At 69.1% G+C, this 17295-nt stretch carries 17 protein-coding genes; 12 read left to right on the forward strand and 5 right to left on the reverse strand.

Annotated features, from left to right (window positions below; genetic code table 11):
• On the reverse strand, positions 1-348 hold a 348-nt coding region (locus tag ACYVF6_RS06340; RefSeq protein ID WP_460516979.1), incomplete at its 3' end, for a DUF899 family protein.
• 186 nt (positions 349-534) lie between these two features.
• On the opposite strand from ACYVF6_RS06340, the gene ACYVF6_RS06345 reads away from it, so the two are divergent.
• Genes ACYVF6_RS06345 through ACYVF6_RS06355 form a run of 3 tightly spaced genes read left to right on the forward strand, consistent with a single transcriptional unit; the run spans position 535 to position 3451 of the window.
• Positions 535-1299: a GntR family transcriptional regulator gene (locus ACYVF6_RS06345; RefSeq protein WP_460516982.1), complete on the forward strand. Its 765-nt coding sequence runs from the start codon at positions 535-537 to the stop codon at positions 1297-1299.
• Between the two features lie 11 nt (positions 1300-1310).
• On the forward strand, positions 1311-2333 hold the full coding sequence (rfbB, locus tag ACYVF6_RS06350; protein ID WP_460516984.1) for a dTDP-glucose 4,6-dehydratase: 1023 nt from the start codon (positions 1311-1313) through the stop codon (positions 2331-2333).
• A complete protein-coding gene (locus tag ACYVF6_RS06355; RefSeq protein ID WP_460516987.1) occupies positions 2330-3451 on the forward strand; it encodes an epoxide hydrolase family protein in 1122 nt (373 codons plus the stop codon). The genes rfbB and ACYVF6_RS06355 overlap by 4 nt, the downstream gene beginning before the upstream one ends.
• Here ACYVF6_RS06355 and ACYVF6_RS06360 read toward each other — a convergent pair.
• Positions 3444-4367, reverse strand: a complete 924-nt coding sequence (locus ACYVF6_RS06360) for an alpha/beta fold hydrolase (protein WP_460516990.1) — start codon at positions 4365-4367, stop codon at positions 3444-3446. The two genes, ACYVF6_RS06355 and ACYVF6_RS06360, sit on opposite strands and share 8 nt — an antisense overlap.
• A gap of 84 nt (positions 4368-4451) precedes the next feature.
• Between ACYVF6_RS06360 and ACYVF6_RS06365 the strand changes: the two genes are divergently transcribed.
• On the forward strand, positions 4452-4931 hold the full coding sequence (locus ACYVF6_RS06365; protein ID WP_460516992.1) for a hypothetical protein: 480 nt from the start codon (positions 4452-4454) through the stop codon (positions 4929-4931).
• Positions 4932-4991: 60 nt separating this feature from the next.
• Positions 4992-5978: a helix-turn-helix transcriptional regulator gene (locus ACYVF6_RS06370; protein WP_460516995.1), complete on the forward strand. Its 987-nt coding sequence runs from the start codon at positions 4992-4994 to the stop codon at positions 5976-5978.
• Here ACYVF6_RS06370 and ACYVF6_RS06375 read toward each other — a convergent pair.
• Positions 5927-6337, reverse strand: a complete 411-nt coding sequence (locus ACYVF6_RS06375; protein WP_460516998.1) for a nuclear transport factor 2 family protein — start codon at positions 6335-6337, stop codon at positions 5927-5929. The two genes, ACYVF6_RS06370 and ACYVF6_RS06375, sit on opposite strands and share 52 nt — an antisense overlap.
• 23 nt (positions 6338-6360) lie before the next feature.
• On the opposite strand from ACYVF6_RS06375, the gene ACYVF6_RS06380 reads away from it, so the two are divergent.
• On the forward strand, positions 6361-6936 hold the full coding sequence (locus ACYVF6_RS06380; RefSeq protein ID WP_460517001.1) for a TetR/AcrR family transcriptional regulator: 576 nt from the start codon (positions 6361-6363) through the stop codon (positions 6934-6936).
• Positions 6933-7349 carry a PNPOx family protein gene (locus ACYVF6_RS06385; protein ID WP_460517004.1) on the forward strand — a complete coding sequence of 139 codons (417 nt, stop codon included), beginning with the start codon at positions 6933-6935 and terminating at the stop codon, positions 7347-7349. The genes ACYVF6_RS06380 and ACYVF6_RS06385 overlap by 4 nt, the downstream gene beginning before the upstream one ends.
• A gap of 27 nt (positions 7350-7376) precedes the next feature.
• Here ACYVF6_RS06385 and ACYVF6_RS06390 read toward each other — a convergent pair whose 3' ends face one another.
• Positions 7377-8243 carry a slipin family protein gene (locus tag ACYVF6_RS06390; RefSeq protein WP_460517007.1) on the reverse strand — a complete coding sequence of 289 codons (867 nt, stop codon included), beginning with the start codon at positions 8241-8243 and terminating at the stop codon, positions 7377-7379.
• A gap of 97 nt (positions 8244-8340) precedes the next feature.
• Here ACYVF6_RS06390 and ACYVF6_RS06395 point away from each other — a divergent pair, with 97 nt between their 5' ends.
• From ACYVF6_RS06395 to ACYVF6_RS06410, 4 genes are all read left to right on the forward strand, one after another.
• Positions 8341-9432 carry a histidinol-phosphate transaminase gene (locus tag ACYVF6_RS06395; RefSeq protein ID WP_460517010.1) on the forward strand — a complete coding sequence of 364 codons (1092 nt, stop codon included), beginning with the start codon at positions 8341-8343 and terminating at the stop codon, positions 9430-9432.
• Positions 9433-9824: 392 nt separating this feature from the next.
• On the forward strand, positions 9825-11549 hold the full coding sequence (locus tag ACYVF6_RS06400; RefSeq protein WP_460517013.1) for an ABC transporter ATP-binding protein: 1725 nt from the start codon (positions 9825-9827) through the stop codon (positions 11547-11549).
• A complete protein-coding gene (locus tag ACYVF6_RS06405) occupies positions 11546-13417 on the forward strand; it encodes an ABC transporter ATP-binding protein (protein ID WP_460517015.1) in 1872 nt (623 codons plus the stop codon). Before ACYVF6_RS06400 ends, ACYVF6_RS06405 begins: the two co-directional genes overlap by 4 nt.
• 72 nt (positions 13418-13489) lie before the next feature.
• A complete protein-coding gene (locus ACYVF6_RS06410; RefSeq protein ID WP_460517018.1) occupies positions 13490-13924 on the forward strand; it encodes a nitroreductase family deazaflavin-dependent oxidoreductase in 435 nt (144 codons plus the stop codon).
• 209 nt (positions 13925-14133) lie between these two features.
• Here ACYVF6_RS06410 and paaN read toward each other — a convergent pair whose 3' ends face one another.
• Positions 14134-15783, reverse strand: a complete 1650-nt coding sequence (gene paaN / locus ACYVF6_RS06415) for an aldehyde dehydrogenase family protein (RefSeq protein ID WP_460517021.1) — start codon at positions 15781-15783, stop codon at positions 14134-14136.
• Between the two features lie 59 nt (positions 15784-15842).
• Here paaN and ACYVF6_RS06420 point away from each other — a divergent pair, with 59 nt between their 5' ends.
• Positions 15843-17276 carry a sugar porter family MFS transporter gene (locus ACYVF6_RS06420; RefSeq protein ID WP_460517024.1) on the forward strand — a complete coding sequence of 478 codons (1434 nt, stop codon included), beginning with the start codon at positions 15843-15845 and terminating at the stop codon, positions 17274-17276.
• Positions 17277-17295 lie beyond the last annotated feature (19 nt).

Below are 17295 nucleotides of genomic sequence, written 5' to 3' on the forward strand. Positions count from 1 at the left end.
CGTGGCGTCGCGGGAGTGGAGGTAGGACAGCTCGCGGACCTGACTGTTGAAGAACGTACAGCCCTCGCACTGCTCCGCGGCGGGTTGGCCGGGCCACCAGGCGTGGAAGTACGCGATGAGCTGCCACCGACCTTCGAAGACGTCGAGGATCGGGACCGGACCGTCCGGGCCGATCACCTCGATGGTGGCGTCGACCTCCACCATCGGCAGCCGCCGGCGCTCCGCCGCGATCGCGTCCCCTTCGCGGGTGTGCGCCTTCTCCCGAACGAGGAGGGCGTCTCGTGCTGCCTGCCACGTGGCCCGGTCCACCACCGGCGGTAAGCCCCGCGGCTCTACGTCATCGTTCATGATCGACTCCACAGCCTTCGATATCAGAGAAATCCGCCACCCGCTGCGATCCTCAGCCTGCCCATTACCGCTGGCGCCACGCTGGCGCCGAAACGAGGCGAATACTGGTCACGGCCCGGCCGGCCGACGCCTCACAGTATGCGAGCACGATAGACAGCGCTGTCACAAGCTGTACTATACAAATCTATGACAGGTGCCCGATTCCAGCAGGTTGCCGCCGAGCTGCGTGAACGGATCGCGCTCGGGGATTACGCAGGTTCGGGGGCGCTCGAAAGCGAGGCGGAGCTCACCCGGCGGTACGGCGTCAGCCGGGTGACCGTGCGCAAAGCCCTCGAGTTGTTGCGCGCCGAGCACGTCGTCGCGGCCAGGAGGGGGTCGGGGTGGTACGTCGTCTCGGATGCGAGTTTCGGGCAGTCGATCGCGCTGGGGTCGTTTCAGCATGCGCAGTCCGCCGTCGCCGAGGCCGGGGTGGAGCTGCGACGCACCGTCGTCAGGTACGAGTATCGGGCGGCGCCGAGCGACGTTGCCAGGTTGCTCGGTGTCGACGAAGGCACCGAGGCGCTCCACGTGCAGGCCGTCAGGATCGCGGGGGCCAGTCCGCTCGATGTTGTCACCGAGTGGGTTCCGCTCGACTTCGCCAGTCCGGTCAGCCGCAAGGATGCCGAGGACCCAGGCGTCTGGGAGACGCTACGACGCCAGGGGAACACGATCGCCCTGGTGAGGCAGAGCATCGCGGCGACCGCGGCCGGCACCCAGACCGCCAGGCAGCTCGACGTCGCCGACGGCACGCCCGTCCTCCTCGTACGCAGGCTCGCGCTGCTGGAGGACGACAGGCCGCTCGCCCTGTCCGAGCACCGCTATCTCGGCCACCGCTTCCGCCTCGACGTGGAGTTCCGCGGCTGGCCGGGCACCGCGGCCGCCGAACCGCTCGGCCTCACACCCATTACGTAGAAGGGAAAAGCATGCGCCTGCTCGTCACCGGTGCGGCCGGCTTCATCGGCTCCAACTTCGTACACCACTGGACCGCCAACCATCCTGACGACGAGATCGTCGCGGTCGACGCGCTGACGTACGCCGGCAACGAAGCCAACCTCGACCACGTACGCGACCGAATCACGTTCGTCCGGGGCGACATCGCCGACCTCGACGCGATGACCGGCCTCCTCCGCCGGCACCGGATCGACGCCGTGGTCAACTTCGCCGCCGAGTCGCACAACAGCCTCGCCGTCATCAACCCCGGGCTGTTCTTCAGGACGAATGTCCTTGGTACGCAGTCGTTGCTGGAGGCCTGCCGCCGGTCCGGCGTCGAACGCTTCCACCACATCTCGACCTGCGAGGTCTACGGCGACCTCGCGCTGGACGACCCCGGCGCGTTCCAAGAGGAGTCGCCCTATCGCCCCCGCACGCCCTACAACGCCAGCAAGGCCGGCGGCGACCACGCCGTACGCGCCTACGGCGAGACGTTCGGCCTGAACGTCACGGTCACCACCTGCTCCAACAACTACGGCACGTACCAGTTCCCCGAGAAGGTCATCCCGCTGTTCACCACGCACGCCCTGACCGGCACACAGCTCCCCGTCTACGCGAGCTCGGCCAACCGCCGCGAGTGGCTGCACGTGTCCGACCACTGCCGGGCCATCGAAGCCGTTCTCCACAACGGCAAACCGGGCGAGACCTACAACGTCGGCTCCGGCGTCGAGGTGAGCGTCGCCGACCTGGCAGCCAGGATCCTGGACCAGCTCGGCCTCCCCCGCACCATGATCACGACCGTGCCGGACCGCCCGGGCCACGACCGCCGCTACCTGCTCGACTCGACCAAGCTCCGCACCGAGCTCGGCTGGGCTCCCGTCATCGGCTTCGACGAGGGACTCGCGGCGACCATCGCGTGGTACCAGGACAACCGCGCCTGGTGGGAGCCGCTGCTCGACCGCGGCCAGGTCATCGAGAGCGAGTGGCGGGAGGCTTCGATAACGTCGAGTCCATGACCGGCGAGATCACACCGTTCCGGATCGACATCCCGCAAGCCGAGCTCGACGAGCTGCGCGACCGGCTGGCGCAGACGCGCTGGCCGGACGAGCTGCCCGGCGTGGGTTGGGCGTACGGCGCGCCGCTCGGCCACGTACGCGCGCTCGCCGAGCACTGGCGCACGACCTACGACTGGCGCGCGAACGAGGCCCGGCTCAACGCCTACCCGCAGTTCACCACCGAGATCGACGGCGCGACCGTGCACTTCCTGCACATCGAGTCGTCCGAGCCAAATGCACTCCCGTTGATCCTCACGCACGGCTGGCCGGGCTCGGTCGTTGAGTTCCTGAACGTGATCGAGCCGCTCACCACCAGCGGGTTCCACCTCGTGATCCCGTCGATCCCGGGGTACGGCTTCTCCGGCCCGACCACCGAGACCGGCTGGGAGGTCGGACGGATCGGCAGGGCCTGGGCCGAGCTGATGAGCCGCCTCGGGTACGAGCGGTACGGCGCGCAGGGCGGCGACTGGGGCTCGGCGATCTCGCGCCACGTCGGCATCGCCGCACCGGAGCACGTCGTCGGCGTCCACCTCAACACGTTGACGACGTACGTGCCCCGCGACGACTCCGAGCTGGAAGGCCTGACCGACGCCGAACGCGACCGGATCGCCACCAGGGCACGGTTCCTGCAGGACGGGCTCGGCTACGGCATGCAGCAGTCGACCAGACCGCAGACGCTCGCGTACGCGCTGACCGACTCGCCCGTCGGGCAGCTGGCCTGGATCGCGGAGAAGTTCCAGGCCTGGACCGACGACCCCGCGACGATCGACCGCGACGTCCTGCTCACCAACGTGATGCTCTACTGGCTGACCCGGACCGCCGGCTCGTCGGCGCGGCTCTACTACGAGTACGCCCACGCCGCACGCGCCGGCGGCTGGACCCAGCCACCCAGCTCGACAGTGCCGACCGGCGTAGCCGTGCTGCCGAAGGAGATCGCGCCTCCCGTCCGGCGGTTCGCCGAACGGGCCGACAACATCGTCTACTGGTCCGAGCTCGACCGCGGCGGACACTTCGCCGCGCTCGAGGTACCCGACCTGCTGGTCGCCGACATCCGCGCGTTCTTCCGTACCCTCACGTGAGCAGGAACTCCCCGACCAGCGCGGCTACCTGCTCCGGGATCTCGTGAACGAGGTTGTGGCTCGCCGGCACGGGCTCGATCCGTAGCAGGGGGTTGTCAGCCGCGACCGCGGCCAGGTCCCGCGAGACACCGCGGCGGTGGGCGGAGAGCAGCTCGGTGAACGGCTCGGTTCCCGGCAGGTTGCGCGTCGCGGTGCAGACGAGGAGCGGGCAGCGCGCCTCGGCGAGCACCTTGAACAGGTCGTAGGAGTCCATGTCCGCGCGGAAGGTCTCGACCGTCGCCTGGGACGGGCGGACGAACGTCTCGCCGTTGTCGGTACGGACCAGGTTGCGCTCGACCGTCTCGACGGCCGACGGCCCGCGCAACGCACAGACCTGCTCGCGCATTGCGTCGAGCGCGACGTCTGTGAGCGGCCCGGCCATCGCCGCGGCCTGCGCCTCGAACGCCGCGGTCAGCTGCGCGAGCTGAGCGGCGGCGACCGAAGAGTCGAGGCCCGGGTAGTTCTCGGGTGCCGTCTCCACGGCGCGCGTACCGTCGAGGTCGACCGCGCCCGGGCAGTCCGGATGCTGACGCGCCCACCACGCCGCGATCCCGCCGCCGAGCGAGTGCCCGACGACAGCCGGCCGCTCGAAGCCAACCCGGGCGGCCACCCGCGCGACGTCGGAGACCAGTGCGTCCCAGTCCCACGGCCCGTCGCCCGAGCGGCCGTGGCAGCGCAGGTCCGGCGCCACCACCCGGAACCGATCGGTGAGCAGCGGCGCGAACTCCTCCCAGTGCAGCGCGTTCCCACCGAACCCGTGCAGCAGCACCACGCCCGGGCCGTCCGCCGGGCCGCCGTGGTCACGTACCACCAGCTCAGGCGAACCAGGCGAACCAGCCGGACCAGCCGAGCCCGGCACGGTCAACTCAACAGTCATGTCCACTCCCATCGCTTGACGATCAACGTCAAGTACCATAGCCGATACTTGACAGTGAACGTCAAGAGCGCAGGATGGAGGGCGATGCCGTCCGAGCCAGAACTTCGCGACCAGCTCATCCAGCTGGTAGAGACCCGCTGCGTCGATCCGCTGGAGATCCTGCTCCAGGACGCCGGAACGTTGCGTGACCTGCGCACGCAGATCCACCAGCAGGCAGCGGCGTGGGCCCGCCAGCTCCTCGAAGCCGACGACGACACCGCGGTCGGCCTGATCATGCGCCTGGTCGCGGCGCTCTACCCCAGCGACGCCAGCGACGCGGGCTTCGACCCGCCGATCGCCTGGTGGCGTACGCCGATGGGCCAGGCCCTCGTCCGCCGGGTCGGCCATCCGACCGCCACCCGGCTGCCGTACCCCGTCGCGGGCGCGATGCTCGGCATCAGCAAGCAGGGCGTGCACGACCTCGTGAGCCGCGGCAAGCTGGCCCGCCACCCCGACGGCGGCGTGCTCCCCACCGCCGTCCGCGACCGGCTCCTCCGGCAGGAGCCCAGCCGCTCACGTTCCTGACCGCAGGACCAGACGCCTTGAGGGCGGCAGCTGTCCGCAACGCGTGCCAGACTGCTGAGCATGTTGGAGACCTCCGCCCGGCTGCTCCGCCTGCTCTCACTGCTGCAGACCAGGCGCGACTGGTCGGGGGCTGAGCTCGCCGGCCGGCTCGAGGTCGACGTCCGCACCGTACGCCGTGATGTCGACAAGCTCCGCACGCTCGGCTACCCCGTCAACGCCACCACCGGCACGGCCGGCGGCTATCGGCTCGGCGCCGGCGCCTCCCTGCCCCCGCTCCTGCTCGACGACGAGGAGGCCGTCGCGGTCGCGGTCGGGCTGCGCACCGCCGCCCGCGGTGCCGTCGCCGGGATCGAGGAGACCTCCGTACGCGCGCTGGCCAAGCTCGAGCAGGTACTCCCGTCCCGGCTACGGCACCGCGTGAACGCGCTGCAGACCTACACCGTCGCGATTCCCGGCGGCACCGGCCCGACCGTCGACCCGGCGGTGCTCACCGTGATCGCCTCGACGTGCCGCGACCACGAGCGCCTGCGCTTCGACTACCGCAAGCACGACGGCACCGAGAGCGTCCGTACGGTCGAGCCCCACCGGCTGGTGTGCTGGGGCAAGCGCTGGTATCTCGTCGCCTGGGACGTCGAGCGCGACGACATGCGCACCTACCGCGTCGACCGGATCCAGCCGCGGAGGCCGACCGGGCCGCGCTTCACGCCCCGCGACCTGCCGGACGAGCAGATCGCGGAGTACGTGGAGCGCGGGGTGTCGGCGGCCGGCTGGACCTACCGCGGCCGGATCAGGCTGCACGCGCCGGCCGAGCGGATCCTGGCGAAGATCAACCCGTCGGTCGGCGTGGTCGAGGTGATCGACGAGCAGACCTGCGTGCTCTCGACCGGCTCCGACTCACTCGAGATGATGGCGGTCTGGATCTCCGCGATGGGGTGCGACTTCGAGGTCGAGAGCCCGCCCGAGCTGCTCGGGCACATCGAGGAGCTGGCGGGCCGTTACGCGCGCGCCGCCTCCAGCAACTCCGAGATGCCCCGCGGGTCGGAGTAGTCGCGGGAGTGCACGATCTCGCCGTCCCGCACGGTGATCACCATGGCGTACGTACGCGTGAACGCCTGGCCGGTCGGCACCAGCTCGCCGTGCAGGTCGTACTCCGCGACGATCACCTCCGGGTCGGTCGTCTCGTGCACGGCGTGGACGTCGGCTCCGGTGAACCGCACGACCCCCGCGACCGAGGCGAACCGCTTGCGCAACGCCTCCCGGCCGCCCTGCGACCGGCGGAACGACGGGTCCGGCGCGAACGGGATCTCGATCACCACGTCGGCCGCGTACTGGTCGACCAGCGCATCCCAGTCGTTCTCGACCGAGGCCTGGACGAACCTGTCGAAGACCTCACGAGCTGTTTTCATGTCGTACTCCTAGAATCGGAACGGTGGACCCGGTTAACTATACGGAACGCACGCCCCGGTTACGCGCCGACGCCCGGCGGAACCGTGCTCGCGTGCTGGAGGCCGCCCAGGCGGCGTTCTCCGACGAGGGCCTGGCCGTGCCGCTCGACGAGATCGCCAGGCGGGCCGGGGTCGGCGCGGGCACGGTCTACCGGCACTTCCCGACCAAGGAGGCGCTGTTCGAGGCCGTGGTCTCCGAGCGGCTGCGGCTCCTGGCCGAGCACCTGCACGGTGTCGACGCGTCCGGCGAACCCGGCACGGCGTTCTTCACGTTCTTCGCGCACCTGGTCGAGCAGGCCGTGCTCAACAAGGACCTCTGCGACGCGCTGGAGTCGACGACGGGCTTCGGGTTCAAGGCCGACCTCGAGACGACGACGCGGTTCCGTGAGACGTTCGCCGAGCTGCTCGGCGCCGCCCAGCGAGCCGGCGCCGTGCGTTCCGACGTCGACGTCGAGGACGTAAAGGCGCTGCTGGTCGGCGCGCTGGCGATCCGGCGGCAGACGTCCGGCGAGCAGGCGGGCCGGCTGTTCGGCATCCTCTGCGACGGGCTGCGGCCATGAAACTGCCCGAGGAAACGGCCCGCGAGCGGTTCGCGCGCGCCCGCGTCGCCCGGCTGGCGACCGTCGGCGCCGACGGGCAGCCGCATCTCGTACCGGTGGTTTTCGCCTTGCAGGACGACGTTCTGGTGATCGCGGTCGACAACAAGCCGAAGTCGACACACGACCTCAAGCGGCTGCGCAACATCGCCGCGAACCCGCTGGTGTCGGTGCTGGTGGACCGCTACGCCGACGACTGGACCCAGCTGTGGTGGGTCCGCGCCGACGGTCGGGCGACCGTCCTGACCAACGACGCCGATCGGGCGGAGCCCCTTGCCTGGTTGAGCTCCAAGTACTCCCAGTACGTCACCGACCCACCGCCCGGCCCGGTGATCCGGGTCGAGGTGACGAGCTGGCGCGGCTGGTCCGCGAGCTGACCGCTGCCCGCTGCGGCGGCAGCAGCGTCAGTCAGGAGAAACGGTTCTACGTGGCTCTTCTGGATCCACCTCTGCAGGCGCCCCAGGAGCAGCCGGCGGCTTCTCTACCTCCGCGACCCCGGAGGCCGCGCTGCGAGCGAGCGCACCCGTCGCGTGCTCGAAGAAGCGCAGCATCTCCACCGGCAACGGCATGACCAGCGTGGAGTTCTTCTCGGCGGCGACCTCGACGACGGTCTGCAGCAGGCGCAGCTGCAGCGCGGCCGGCGTCTCCGCCATGATCGCCGAGGCCTCGGCGAGCTTGGTGGCCGCTTCCAGCTCGCCGCCGGCGGTGATCACGCGGGCCCGGCGTTCGCGCTCGGCCTCGGCCTGCTTCGACATCGAGCGCTTCATCGCCTCCGGCAGCTGCACGTCCTTGATCTCGACGCGATCGATGTGGATGCCCCACTCCACGGCAGGGCTGTCGATCATCAGGGCGAGCCCTTTGTGCAGCTCCTCGCGGTTGGACAGCAGGTCGTCCAGCTCGCTCTTGCCGATGATCGAACGCAGCGACGTCTGCGCGACCTGGCTGATCGCGAAGGTGTAGTCCTGCACCTCGATCGCGGCCTTCGCCGGGTCGATCACCCGGAAGTAGACAACGGCGTCGACCCGGACCGAGACGTTGTCGCGTGTGATGCCTTCCTGCGCCGGCACCGGCATCGTCACGGTCTGGACGTTGACCTTCTGCATGCGGTCGGCGATCGGCAGGACATAGGTGATCCCCGGCTGGCGAGCGGCGGGCATCGCCCGCCCGAACCGGAACACCACGCCTCGTTCGATCTGGTTGACCACCCGGATACCGCTCAGCAGCACGAGAACCACGATGCCGAGCACGACGAGCGCGATCTCAGTGACCATGCGGTAAGTGTCGCGCCCGAACGGCCGGAGGCACCGCGGCGAGCCAATCCTTTACACGGTCATAACCCTTCTTGGCGCCTCGTTCTAGGGTGTGCTCATGACCAGCTCCGGGAGAGGACCGCGCCTGCGCTCGTCGTTGCAGGGCATCGCTTCGTACAAACCTGGCCGGGCGCCCGCGCCCGCCAAGGACAAGCCGACCTACAAGCTGTCCAGCAACGAGAACCCCTACGCCCCGTCGCCCGAGATGGTCGCGGCGGCCGGCGACGCGGCCGCCCGGATGAACCGCTATCCCGACCTCGCGTGCACCAAGCTGGTCGGCACGTTGTCGGCGAAGCTCGACGTCCCGTTCGAGCACTTCGCCATCGGTACGGGCTCGGTCGCGCTGCTTTACCACCTCATGCAGGCCACCTGCACCGAGCAGGACGAGGTGGTCTACGCCTGGCGCTCGTTCGAGGCCTACCCGATCGCGGTGCAGGCGTCCGGCGCCTCCCGGATCGAGGTCCCGATCACCGCTGACGCCCGGCACGACCTGGACGCGATGGCCGGCGCGATCACCGACCGCACCCGCGTCGTCGTGGTCTGCACGCCCAACAACCCCACCGGCCCGGTCGTCCACCACGACGAGCTCGAGGCGTTCTGCGACCGCGTGCCCGACGACGTCGTGATCGCGATCGACGAGGCCTACCTCCAGTTCGTCCGCGACCCGCAGGCGGCCGACGGGCTGGCGCTCTACCGCGAGCGCCCGAACGTCTGCGTGTTCCGCACGTTCTCCAAGGCGTACGAGCTGGCCAACCTCCGCGTCGGCTTCGCGATCGCCCAGCCTCCGCTGGTCGACGCCATCCGCGCCTGCACACCGCCGTTCGCCGTGTCGAGCGTCGCCGAGGAGGCGGCGCTGGCCGCGCTGGCCGGCGAGGAGCAGCTGCTCGAACGCGTCGAGGCGCTGGTCAAGGAGCGTTCCCGGGTGCTCGACGGCCTGCGCGGCCAGGGCTGGGACGTCCCGGCCACCGAGTCCAACTTCGTCTGGCTGCCTCTCGGCGCCGACGCCGACCCGTTCGCCCAGGCCTGCGAGGCCGAGGGCGTGATCGTCCGGGCGTTCCCCGGCGACGGCTGCCGGATCACGGTCGCCGAGCCCGAGGCCAACGACATCGTGCTCCGCGTCGCCGAGGACTGGCGGAAGACCCACGCGTGAGATACGTATGCACGCGTTACCTGGCCAGATGCGGACGAACCGGGAACTCCCTGGCGGGTGCGCTCCCACGCCGTTTGCTCCCGCTTATGACCGGAAGTACCCCTTCCGCTCACACAGTGTTCATGCCGGGAAGAAATTCGGTTGTTCCAACGTAATAACCTTTAGCTAGGCATGTGTGTGACGTGAACGGGTCTGCGAGGGGGTTCATGGGATGCGGTCCAGACGGTCTATCTGACCTGAACGTGACGCGAAACCACCCGCGGGACCACAAATTTCGGTGAGGAGTGCCCTACTCGACGATGCCATCAGATAGCACGCCTGAAAGCGCTGTGTCCGCAGTTGAGGCTCAACCCCCCGCCCAGCCGGTTCGGCACCAGAACTCGCTGTGGCGGATGAAGTCCTACCTCCGACCATACGTCGCCCGCATGATCTTCATGTGGGTTGCCGCCCTCGGCGGCACAGCGGCGAGCATCGCCATCCCGCTGGTCAGCAGGGAGGTCATCGACGGCCCGATCGCCGACAGGGAACTGTCCGGCCTGATCCCGCTCGGCGCGCTGGCGGTCGCGCTGGGCTTCACCGAGGCCTTCCTGACGTTCCTTCGCCGCTGGATGCAGGCCAAGGCGATCCTCGGTCTCGAGACCGAGATCCGCAACGACCTGTACGAGCACCTGCAGCGGCTGCCGATGAAGTTCCATGGCGAGTGGCAGTCCGGCCAGCTGCTGTCCCGTGCGACGACCGACCTGTCGGTGATCCGCCGGTTCCTCGGCTTCGGGATGATGTTCCTGATCATCATCGTCTTCCAGCTCGTCACGGTCACGGTCCTGCTGCTGAACATGTACTGGCCGCTCGGCTTGATCGTCGCGCTGTCCTCGGTGCCGATCATCTTCATGTCGCTGAAGTTCGAGAAGAAGTACACCCGGATCTCGCGCAAGGTGCAGGACACCCAAGGTGACCTCGCCACCGTGATCGAGGAGGGCGCGGTCGGCATCCGGACGATCAAGGCGTTCGGCCGCCGGCACCACGTCTTCGACGGCTTCGACGACGGAGCCCGCGACGTCTACGACATCTCGATGGACAAGGTTCGCCTGTCGTCGCGGTTCTTCACGTTCCTCGAGGCGATTCCGAACGTCACGCTCGCGATCGTGCTGCTGCTCGGCGCGCTCGCGGTCGGCTCCGGCAACGTCACGCTCGGCACGCTCGTCGCGTTCACGACGATGATGCTGCAGCTGGTCTGGCCGGTCGCCGCGCTCGGGCACATCCTCGCGATGGGCCAGGAGTCGATGACCGCCGCCGACCGCGTGATGGAAGTACTCGACATCCCGCCGGCGATCCAGAGCGGCACCGACAAGATCGACAAGCCGCGGGGGCACCTGCGGTTCGAGGGTGTCGGGTTCCACTTCCCCGACAGCCAGAAGCCGGTCCTGCACGACGTCTGGCTCGACGTCCAGCCAGGAGAGACGGTCGCGATCGTCGGAGCCACCGGCTCGGGCAAGACGACTTTGACAGCGCTCGTCCCTCGCCTGATGGACGTCACCGCCGGCAGGGTCACGATCGACGGGCACGACGTCCGCGATCTCGAGCTGCCGGAGCTGCGCAGGGTCGTGGCCACGGCGTTCGAGGAGCCGACCCTGTTCTCGATGAGCGTGCGGGAGAACCTCGCGCTCGGCCGTACGGACGTCACCGACGAGGAGGTCCGCGAGGCGCTGGAGATCGCGCAGGCGGGGTTCGTCTACGACCTGCCGTGGGGCCTCGACACCCGGATCGGTGAGCAGGGCATGTCGCTGTCCGGTGGGCAACGGCAGCGGCTCGCACTGGCGCGGGCGGTGCTGTCCAAGCCGAAGATCCTCGTCCTCGACGACACGCTGTCGGCACTCGACGTCGAGACCGAGGCGCTGGTCGAGGAGGCGCTGCGCCACGTCCTGGTGCACGCGACCGCGATGGTCGTGGCACACCGGGCGTCGACCGTGCTGCTCGCCGACAAGGTGGCGCTGATCCACGACGGCACGATCACCCACGTCGGAACCCACTCCGAGCTGCTGGCGAAGGTCCCGGCCTACCGCGAGCTGCTCGCGCAGGACGCCGACCTCGAGGACGAGACCGAGGGGGCGCTGCGATGACGGCCACGCAGGACACTCAGGTCGACCAGAACAACAGCGCCGCCTCGGAGGCCGAAGAGAAGACCTGGCGCGGAGTCGCGACCGAGCACCAGGACGACATCACGGAGAAGGTCTCCCTGCGGCTGCGGGCCCGTTCCCGCAAGCTGCTGGGAGAGCTGCTCCGGCCGCACAAGAAGGCGATCATCACGCTGATCGCGGTGATCGTGATCTCGAACGCCGCGAAGCTGGCGATCCCGTACTTCGTGAAGGTCGGCATCGACTCCGGCATCCCGCCGATGCTGCGCGGCGAGGGCGCCCGAACGCTGGTCACGATCGTCTCGGTCATCTTGTTCGCGACGGTCGTGCAGGCGTTCACCCGGCAGGCGTTCCTGAAGATGTCCGGGCAGATCGGCCAGGACATCCTGCTCCAGCTGCGGCGGCGAGTCTTCAACCACTTCCAGAAGCTCTCGCTGTCGTTCCACGAGAAGTACACGTCGGGGAGGGTCATCTCGCGTCAGACATCCGACGTCGACGCGATCTACGAGATGCTGCAGTCCGGCTTCGACGGCCTGGTGACCGCGATCCTCACGTTGGTCGGCACGGCGATCCTGCTGCTGACGCTCGACGTCCACCTCGGTCTGGTCGCGTTGATCCCGCTGCCGATCCTGTACTTCTTCACCCGCTGGTTCCGGCAGCAGTCGTCGGTCGCCTACCGCCGTACACGGGAGACGGTCGCGATGGTCATCGTCCACTTCGTGGAGTCGATGCAGGGCATCCGCGCGGTTCAGGCGTTCCGCCGCGAGCCGCGTAACCAGGAGATCTTCCAGGAGCTCAACAACGACTACCGCGACGCCAACACCCAGGGCATGCAGCTGAACGCGAAGTTCGGCCCCGGCGTGAAGCTGATCGGTAACGTCACGGTCGCGGCGATCCTGCTGTACGGCGCCTACCTCGTCTTCCACGACGCGGCGACCGTCGGTGTGCTCGCGGCGTTCCTGCTCTACCTGCGGCAGTTCTACCAGCCGATGGAAGAGATCTCGCAGTTCTACAACACGTTCCAGTCCGCGGGCGCCGGCTTGGAGAAGCTGTCCGGCGTACTCGAGGAGGAGCCGGCGGTCCCGGAGCCCAAGGACCCGAAGCACATCGAGAACGCCAAGGGCGAGGTGCGCTTCGACGGCGTGCGGTTCGAGTACAACGACGGCACTCCGGTGCTGCCGTCGCTCGACCTGAAGGTGCCGGCGGGCCAGACCGTCGCACTGGTGGGTGCCACCGGCGCGGGCAAGACCACGCTGGCGAAGCTGATCTCGCGGTTCTACGACCCGGTAGAGGGCGCGGTCAAGCTCGACGGCATCGACCTCCGCGACCTCGACGAGGGCAGCCTGCGGCGGGCGGTCGTGATGGTGACCCAGGAGAACTTCCTGTTCACCGGCACGGTCACCGACAACATCCGCTTCGGCCGGCCCGACGCCACCCAGCAGGAGATCGTGGCGGCGGCCCGGGCGATCGGCGCGCACGAGTTCATCAGGGACCTGCCCGACGGTTACGACACCGAAGTCGGCAAGCGCGGCGGACGGTTGTCCGCCGGCCAGCGGCAGCTGGTCGCGTTCGCCAGGGCGTTCCTGGCCGACCCGGCTGTGCTGATCCTGGACGAGGCGACATCCTCGCTCGACGTGCCCAGCGAGCGGCTGGTCCAGCGCGCGCTGCGTACGATCCTCGCCGGCCGGACGGCCCTGATCATCGCCCACCGGCTGTCGACGGTCGAGATCGCCGACCGGGTGCTGGTCATGGAACACGGCCGGATCGTCGAGGACGGCTCGCCGAGCCAGCTGATCGGCGAAGCCGGGCGGTTCGCCTCGCTGCACCAGGCCTGGCTGGACAGCCTGGCGTAGTCCCCGCGGGGTAGTCGAGAGTCACTCCTCCCGCCCGACGGCAGCGATGCCGGAGGGCGGGAGGATTCAGTTATGGCCAACGAACTCAAGGACGCTCTCTTCAAGGCGACGACGGCTGTGCACAGGGCCGTCTTCCGGGCGTCGAAAGGCCGGGTGGCCGGTCGGGCCCTCGGCATGACCGTGGTGGAGCTGGTGACGACCGGCCGCAAGTCCGGCCGTCCGCGCTCGACCATGCTCACCGCGCCGATCGCCTCGCCGGACCAGCTGGTCCTCGTCGCCTCGTTCGGCGGCGACGACCGGCATCCGGCGTGGTACCTCAACCTCCGCGCCAACCCGAAGGTCACTGTCACCGCGGCCGGATCCACCCGCCCGATGATCGCCCGCGTCGCCTCCGAAGCCGAACGCGCCGACCTCTGGCCCCGCGTCACCACCATCAACCCCGGCTACGCGAAGTACCAGACGCGAACCACCCGAACGATCCCGCTCGTCCTCCTCGAACCGGCCTGAGCAGGCTTGTCCACAGGGGCCTGTGCATGACCGGAGGTCGCTGTGGAAACCAACCGGGGCCGCTGTGGAGCCATCGGTGGCAGCTTGTGCACAACAGTGTGTGGTCGTCCGCGAAACCGCAGGTCAACGCGTCCACACCCTGTGGACAACACTGCCTGTGGACGACCCCGGTATCCGGGGCGGAGCGGCCGCGACGAGGCCGTCCGTCGCTACGCCGGCCGCCGGGACTGGACGACGGAGAAGCGCGGAGCGACGAACGCGGCATCCACGAACGACGCGTTGGCCGCGGGGTTCACGCCCGTCCCGTGGAAGTCCGAGAACGCCGCCGACTGGTTGACGTAGACCCCGCCGGTCAGGTTCTCCGACAGCGCGACGCCGGTGTCCAGTGCCGCCTCGCGCGTCGCGGCGACCACCTCGGGAGACCGCGAGTAGACCGCGGCCGTCATCGCTCCCTGCTCCGCCGTCACCCGGCGGAACAGCGCGAGCGACTCCGCCGTGTCCGCCGTCCGCACCACGAACGACACCGGGCCGAAGCACTCCCGCCCGAACACGTCCCCGTCCTCGGCCTCCAGCTCGACCAGCGCCGGGGTCCGCACCACGGCGTCGGGATACGCGGGGTGCGCGACCGCCCGCGACGCCAGCAGCGTCTTGCCGTACCGCGTCGAGAGCTCCAGCCGGTTCAGCACACCGTCGTTGACGATCGCGCCCAGCAGCTCCACAGCCCGCGCATCGTCGCCGAGCAGCTTCTCCACAGCCGCACCGATCCCCGCGGCCACCTCGTCGAAGCTCTTGTGCCCCTCGTCCGTGTCGATCCCGTCGGCGGGCACGTACAGCGTCTGCGACGTGGTGCACATCTGCCCGGAGTACAGCGACAGCGTGAACGCGAGGTTCGCGCACATCCCCCGGAACGAGTCTGTCGAGTCGACGATCACGGAGTTCACGCCCGACTTCTCGGTGAACACCGCGGCCTGCCAGGCGTTCTCCTCCAGCCAGTCGCCGAACGCACTCGAGCCCGTGAAGTCGACGATCCGGACGTCCTTGTGCCGGGCGAGGTCCTTCGCCAGCTCGTCGCCGGCGTACTCGGCCGCCAACGTCACGAGCTGCGGGTCGAAGCCGTGCTCGGCCAGCACCGCCTGGCACACCTGCACCGTGATCGCCAGCGGCAGGACAGCCCGCGGGTGCGGCTTCACGACCACCGGGTTTCCGGTGACGAGCGACGCGAACAGCCCGGGATAGGAGTTCCATGTCGGGAACGTCGTGCACCCGATCACGACCGCCACCCCGCGCGGCACGACGGTGAACGTCTTGTCCATCAGCAGCGGCTTGTCGCGCGCCGGCTTCTCCCACCGCGACGATCCCCGAGTCCGGGTCATCTCGCCGTAGGCGTACGCGATCGCCTCCAGCGCCCGGTCCAGCGCATGCGCGCCGCCGGCCTGGAACGCCATCACGAACGCCTGCCCGGTCGTCGCATGCACCGCGTTCGCCAGCTCGAAGATCCGCGCCCGCAGCCCGTCGACGATCGCCAGGCACACGTCGGCCCGTCGCTCCGGCCCGGCATCCCGCCAGGTCGGCATGCCCGCCCGCGCGGCCGCGAGCAGCTCGTCGAGCCCGTCACCGTGTACGTGGGGGTACTCGACGTCCATCCGGATGCCGAACGGTGACGCCTCCGTGCTCACCGTTCCGTTGGCGCCCGGCGCTGCCAGCGGGAAGACCTTGCCCCGCCAGGCCTCGAAGGCGGCCTTCCCTTCCTCCGCTGCCTGCTCGCCCCAGACCCGCGGGCTCGGCGACTCGGGTACGGCGGAGAAGTACGAACGGTCCTTGGTCGCGTCCAGCGCCTGCTGCAGAGTGTCGCGGTTCATGCGATCAGGCTAGGCCCTGTATACGCATAGCCAAGATCTGAAACGGGAATTACGACGACGTGACCGCAACCCCAGGCAACGTCGCCCAGGCCGAGCCCGACCACACCACCGCGCGCACCATCGCCGCCGCCGTCACGGCCGCGATCGGCGGCTTCCTGTTCGGGTACGACACCTCCGTCATCAACGGTGCCGTGGACGCGATCGGCGACACGTTCGGCGCCGGGTCGTTCGTGCTCGGCTTCGCCGTCTCGTCCGCGCTGCTGGGATCTGCCGTCGGCGCCTGGTACGCCGGCCGCCTCGCCGACCGATGGGGACGTCCACGGGTCATGGTCATCGCGGCCGCGCTGTTCTTCGTCACCGCGATCGGGACGGGTTCCGCGTTCGCGATCTGGGACCTCACGATCTGGCGGTTCCTCGGCGGGATGGCCATCGGCGCGGCCTCGATCATCGCGCCGGCCTATATCGCGGAGATCTCGCCGGCGCACATCCGCGGCCGGCTCGGTTCCCTGCAACAGCTGGCGATCGTCGTCGGCATCTTCGTCTCGCTGCTCGTCGACTACGTCCTCGCGACGGGTGCCGGCGGTGCCGGCGAAGACCTCTGGTTTGGCGTGCCGGCCTGGCGGTGGATGTTCATCATGCTGGTCGTCCCCGCCCTGGTCTACGGCCTGATGGCGCTGAAGCTGCCGGAGTCGCCGCGCTTCCTGGTCGCCGCCGGACGGATCCCGGAGGCCCGGCAGGTGCTGAAGCGCTTCATCGGCCTCGGAATCGACGAGCGCGTACGCGAGATCGAGCAGAGCCTGCGGTCCGACCACCCGTTCCGGATGTCCGACCTGCGCGGCACGAGGCTCGGGCTGCTGCCGATCGTGTGGGCCGGGCTGATCATCGCCGCGTTCCAGCAGTTCGTCGGCATCAACGTCATCTTCTACTACTCCACGGTGCTGTGGCAGGCGGTCGGCTTCAACGAGAGCGACTCGATGCTGATCACCGTCATCACGTCGGTGACCAACATCGTGACCACGCTCGTCGCGATCGCGCTGATCGACAAGATCGGGCGTAAGCCGTTGCTGCTCACGGGTTCGGCGGGCATGGCGGTGTCACTGGCCGTGATGGCGATCGCGTTCGGAGCCGCACGGATCACCACGCTTCCGGACGGAACCGAGCAGCCCATCCTCGAAGGTGCCTGGGGGCCGATCGCGCTCGTCGCGGCGAACGTGTTCGTGGTGTTCTTCGGATGTACGTGGGGTCCGGTGATGTGGGTGATGCTGGGCGAGATGTTCAGCAACCGCATCCGCGCGTCGGCGCTGGCGCTGTGCGGTGCCGTGCAGTGGCTGGCGAACTGGCTGGTCACGGTGACGTTCCCGGCGCTGAAGAGCGTGAGCCTCGGGCTGACGTACGGCATCTACGCCATCTGCGCGGTGCTGTCGTTCGTCCTCGTGCTGAAGTGGATCACCGAGACCAAGAACCGTGAGCTGGAAGACATGGCGGACGCCTGAGCTGCCGGACATGATCGAC

It is taken from the genome of Flindersiella endophytica (assembly GCF_054779015.1).

Coding starts and splice junctions, on each gene's coding strand:
- ACYVF6_RS06345 (WP_460516982.1), top strand. CDS start 535: ATGACAGGTGCCCGATTCCAGCAGGTTGCCGCCGAGCTGCGTGAACGG.
- rfbB (WP_460516984.1), top strand. CDS start 1,311: ATGCGCCTGCTCGTCACCGGTGCGGCCGGCTTCATCGGCTCCAACTTC.
- ACYVF6_RS06355 (WP_460516987.1), top strand. CDS start 2,330: ATGACCGGCGAGATCACACCGTTCCGGATCGACATCCCGCAAGCCGAG.
- ACYVF6_RS06360 (WP_460516990.1), bottom strand. CDS start 4,367: ATGACTGTTGAGTTGACCGTGCCGGGCTCGGCTGGTCCGGCTGGTTCG.
- ACYVF6_RS06365 (WP_460516992.1), top strand. CDS start 4,452: ATGCCGTCCGAGCCAGAACTTCGCGACCAGCTCATCCAGCTGGTAGAG.
- ACYVF6_RS06370 (WP_460516995.1), top strand. CDS start 4,992: ATGTTGGAGACCTCCGCCCGGCTGCTCCGCCTGCTCTCACTGCTGCAG.
- ACYVF6_RS06375 (WP_460516998.1), bottom strand. CDS start 6,337: ATGAAAACAGCTCGTGAGGTCTTCGACAGGTTCGTCCAGGCCTCGGTC.
- ACYVF6_RS06385 (WP_460517004.1), top strand. CDS start 6,933: ATGAAACTGCCCGAGGAAACGGCCCGCGAGCGGTTCGCGCGCGCCCGC.
- ACYVF6_RS06390 (WP_460517007.1), bottom strand. CDS start 8,243: ATGGTCACTGAGATCGCGCTCGTCGTGCTCGGCATCGTGGTTCTCGTG.
- ACYVF6_RS06395 (WP_460517010.1), top strand. CDS start 8,341: ATGACCAGCTCCGGGAGAGGACCGCGCCTGCGCTCGTCGTTGCAGGGC.
- ACYVF6_RS06400 (WP_460517013.1), top strand. CDS start 9,825: ATGAAGTCCTACCTCCGACCATACGTCGCCCGCATGATCTTCATGTGG.
- ACYVF6_RS06405 (WP_460517015.1), top strand. CDS start 11,546: ATGACGGCCACGCAGGACACTCAGGTCGACCAGAACAACAGCGCCGCC.
- ACYVF6_RS06410 (WP_460517018.1), top strand. CDS start 13,490: ATGGCCAACGAACTCAAGGACGCTCTCTTCAAGGCGACGACGGCTGTG.
- paaN (WP_460517021.1), bottom strand. CDS start 15,783: ATGAACCGCGACACTCTGCAGCAGGCGCTGGACGCGACCAAGGACCGT.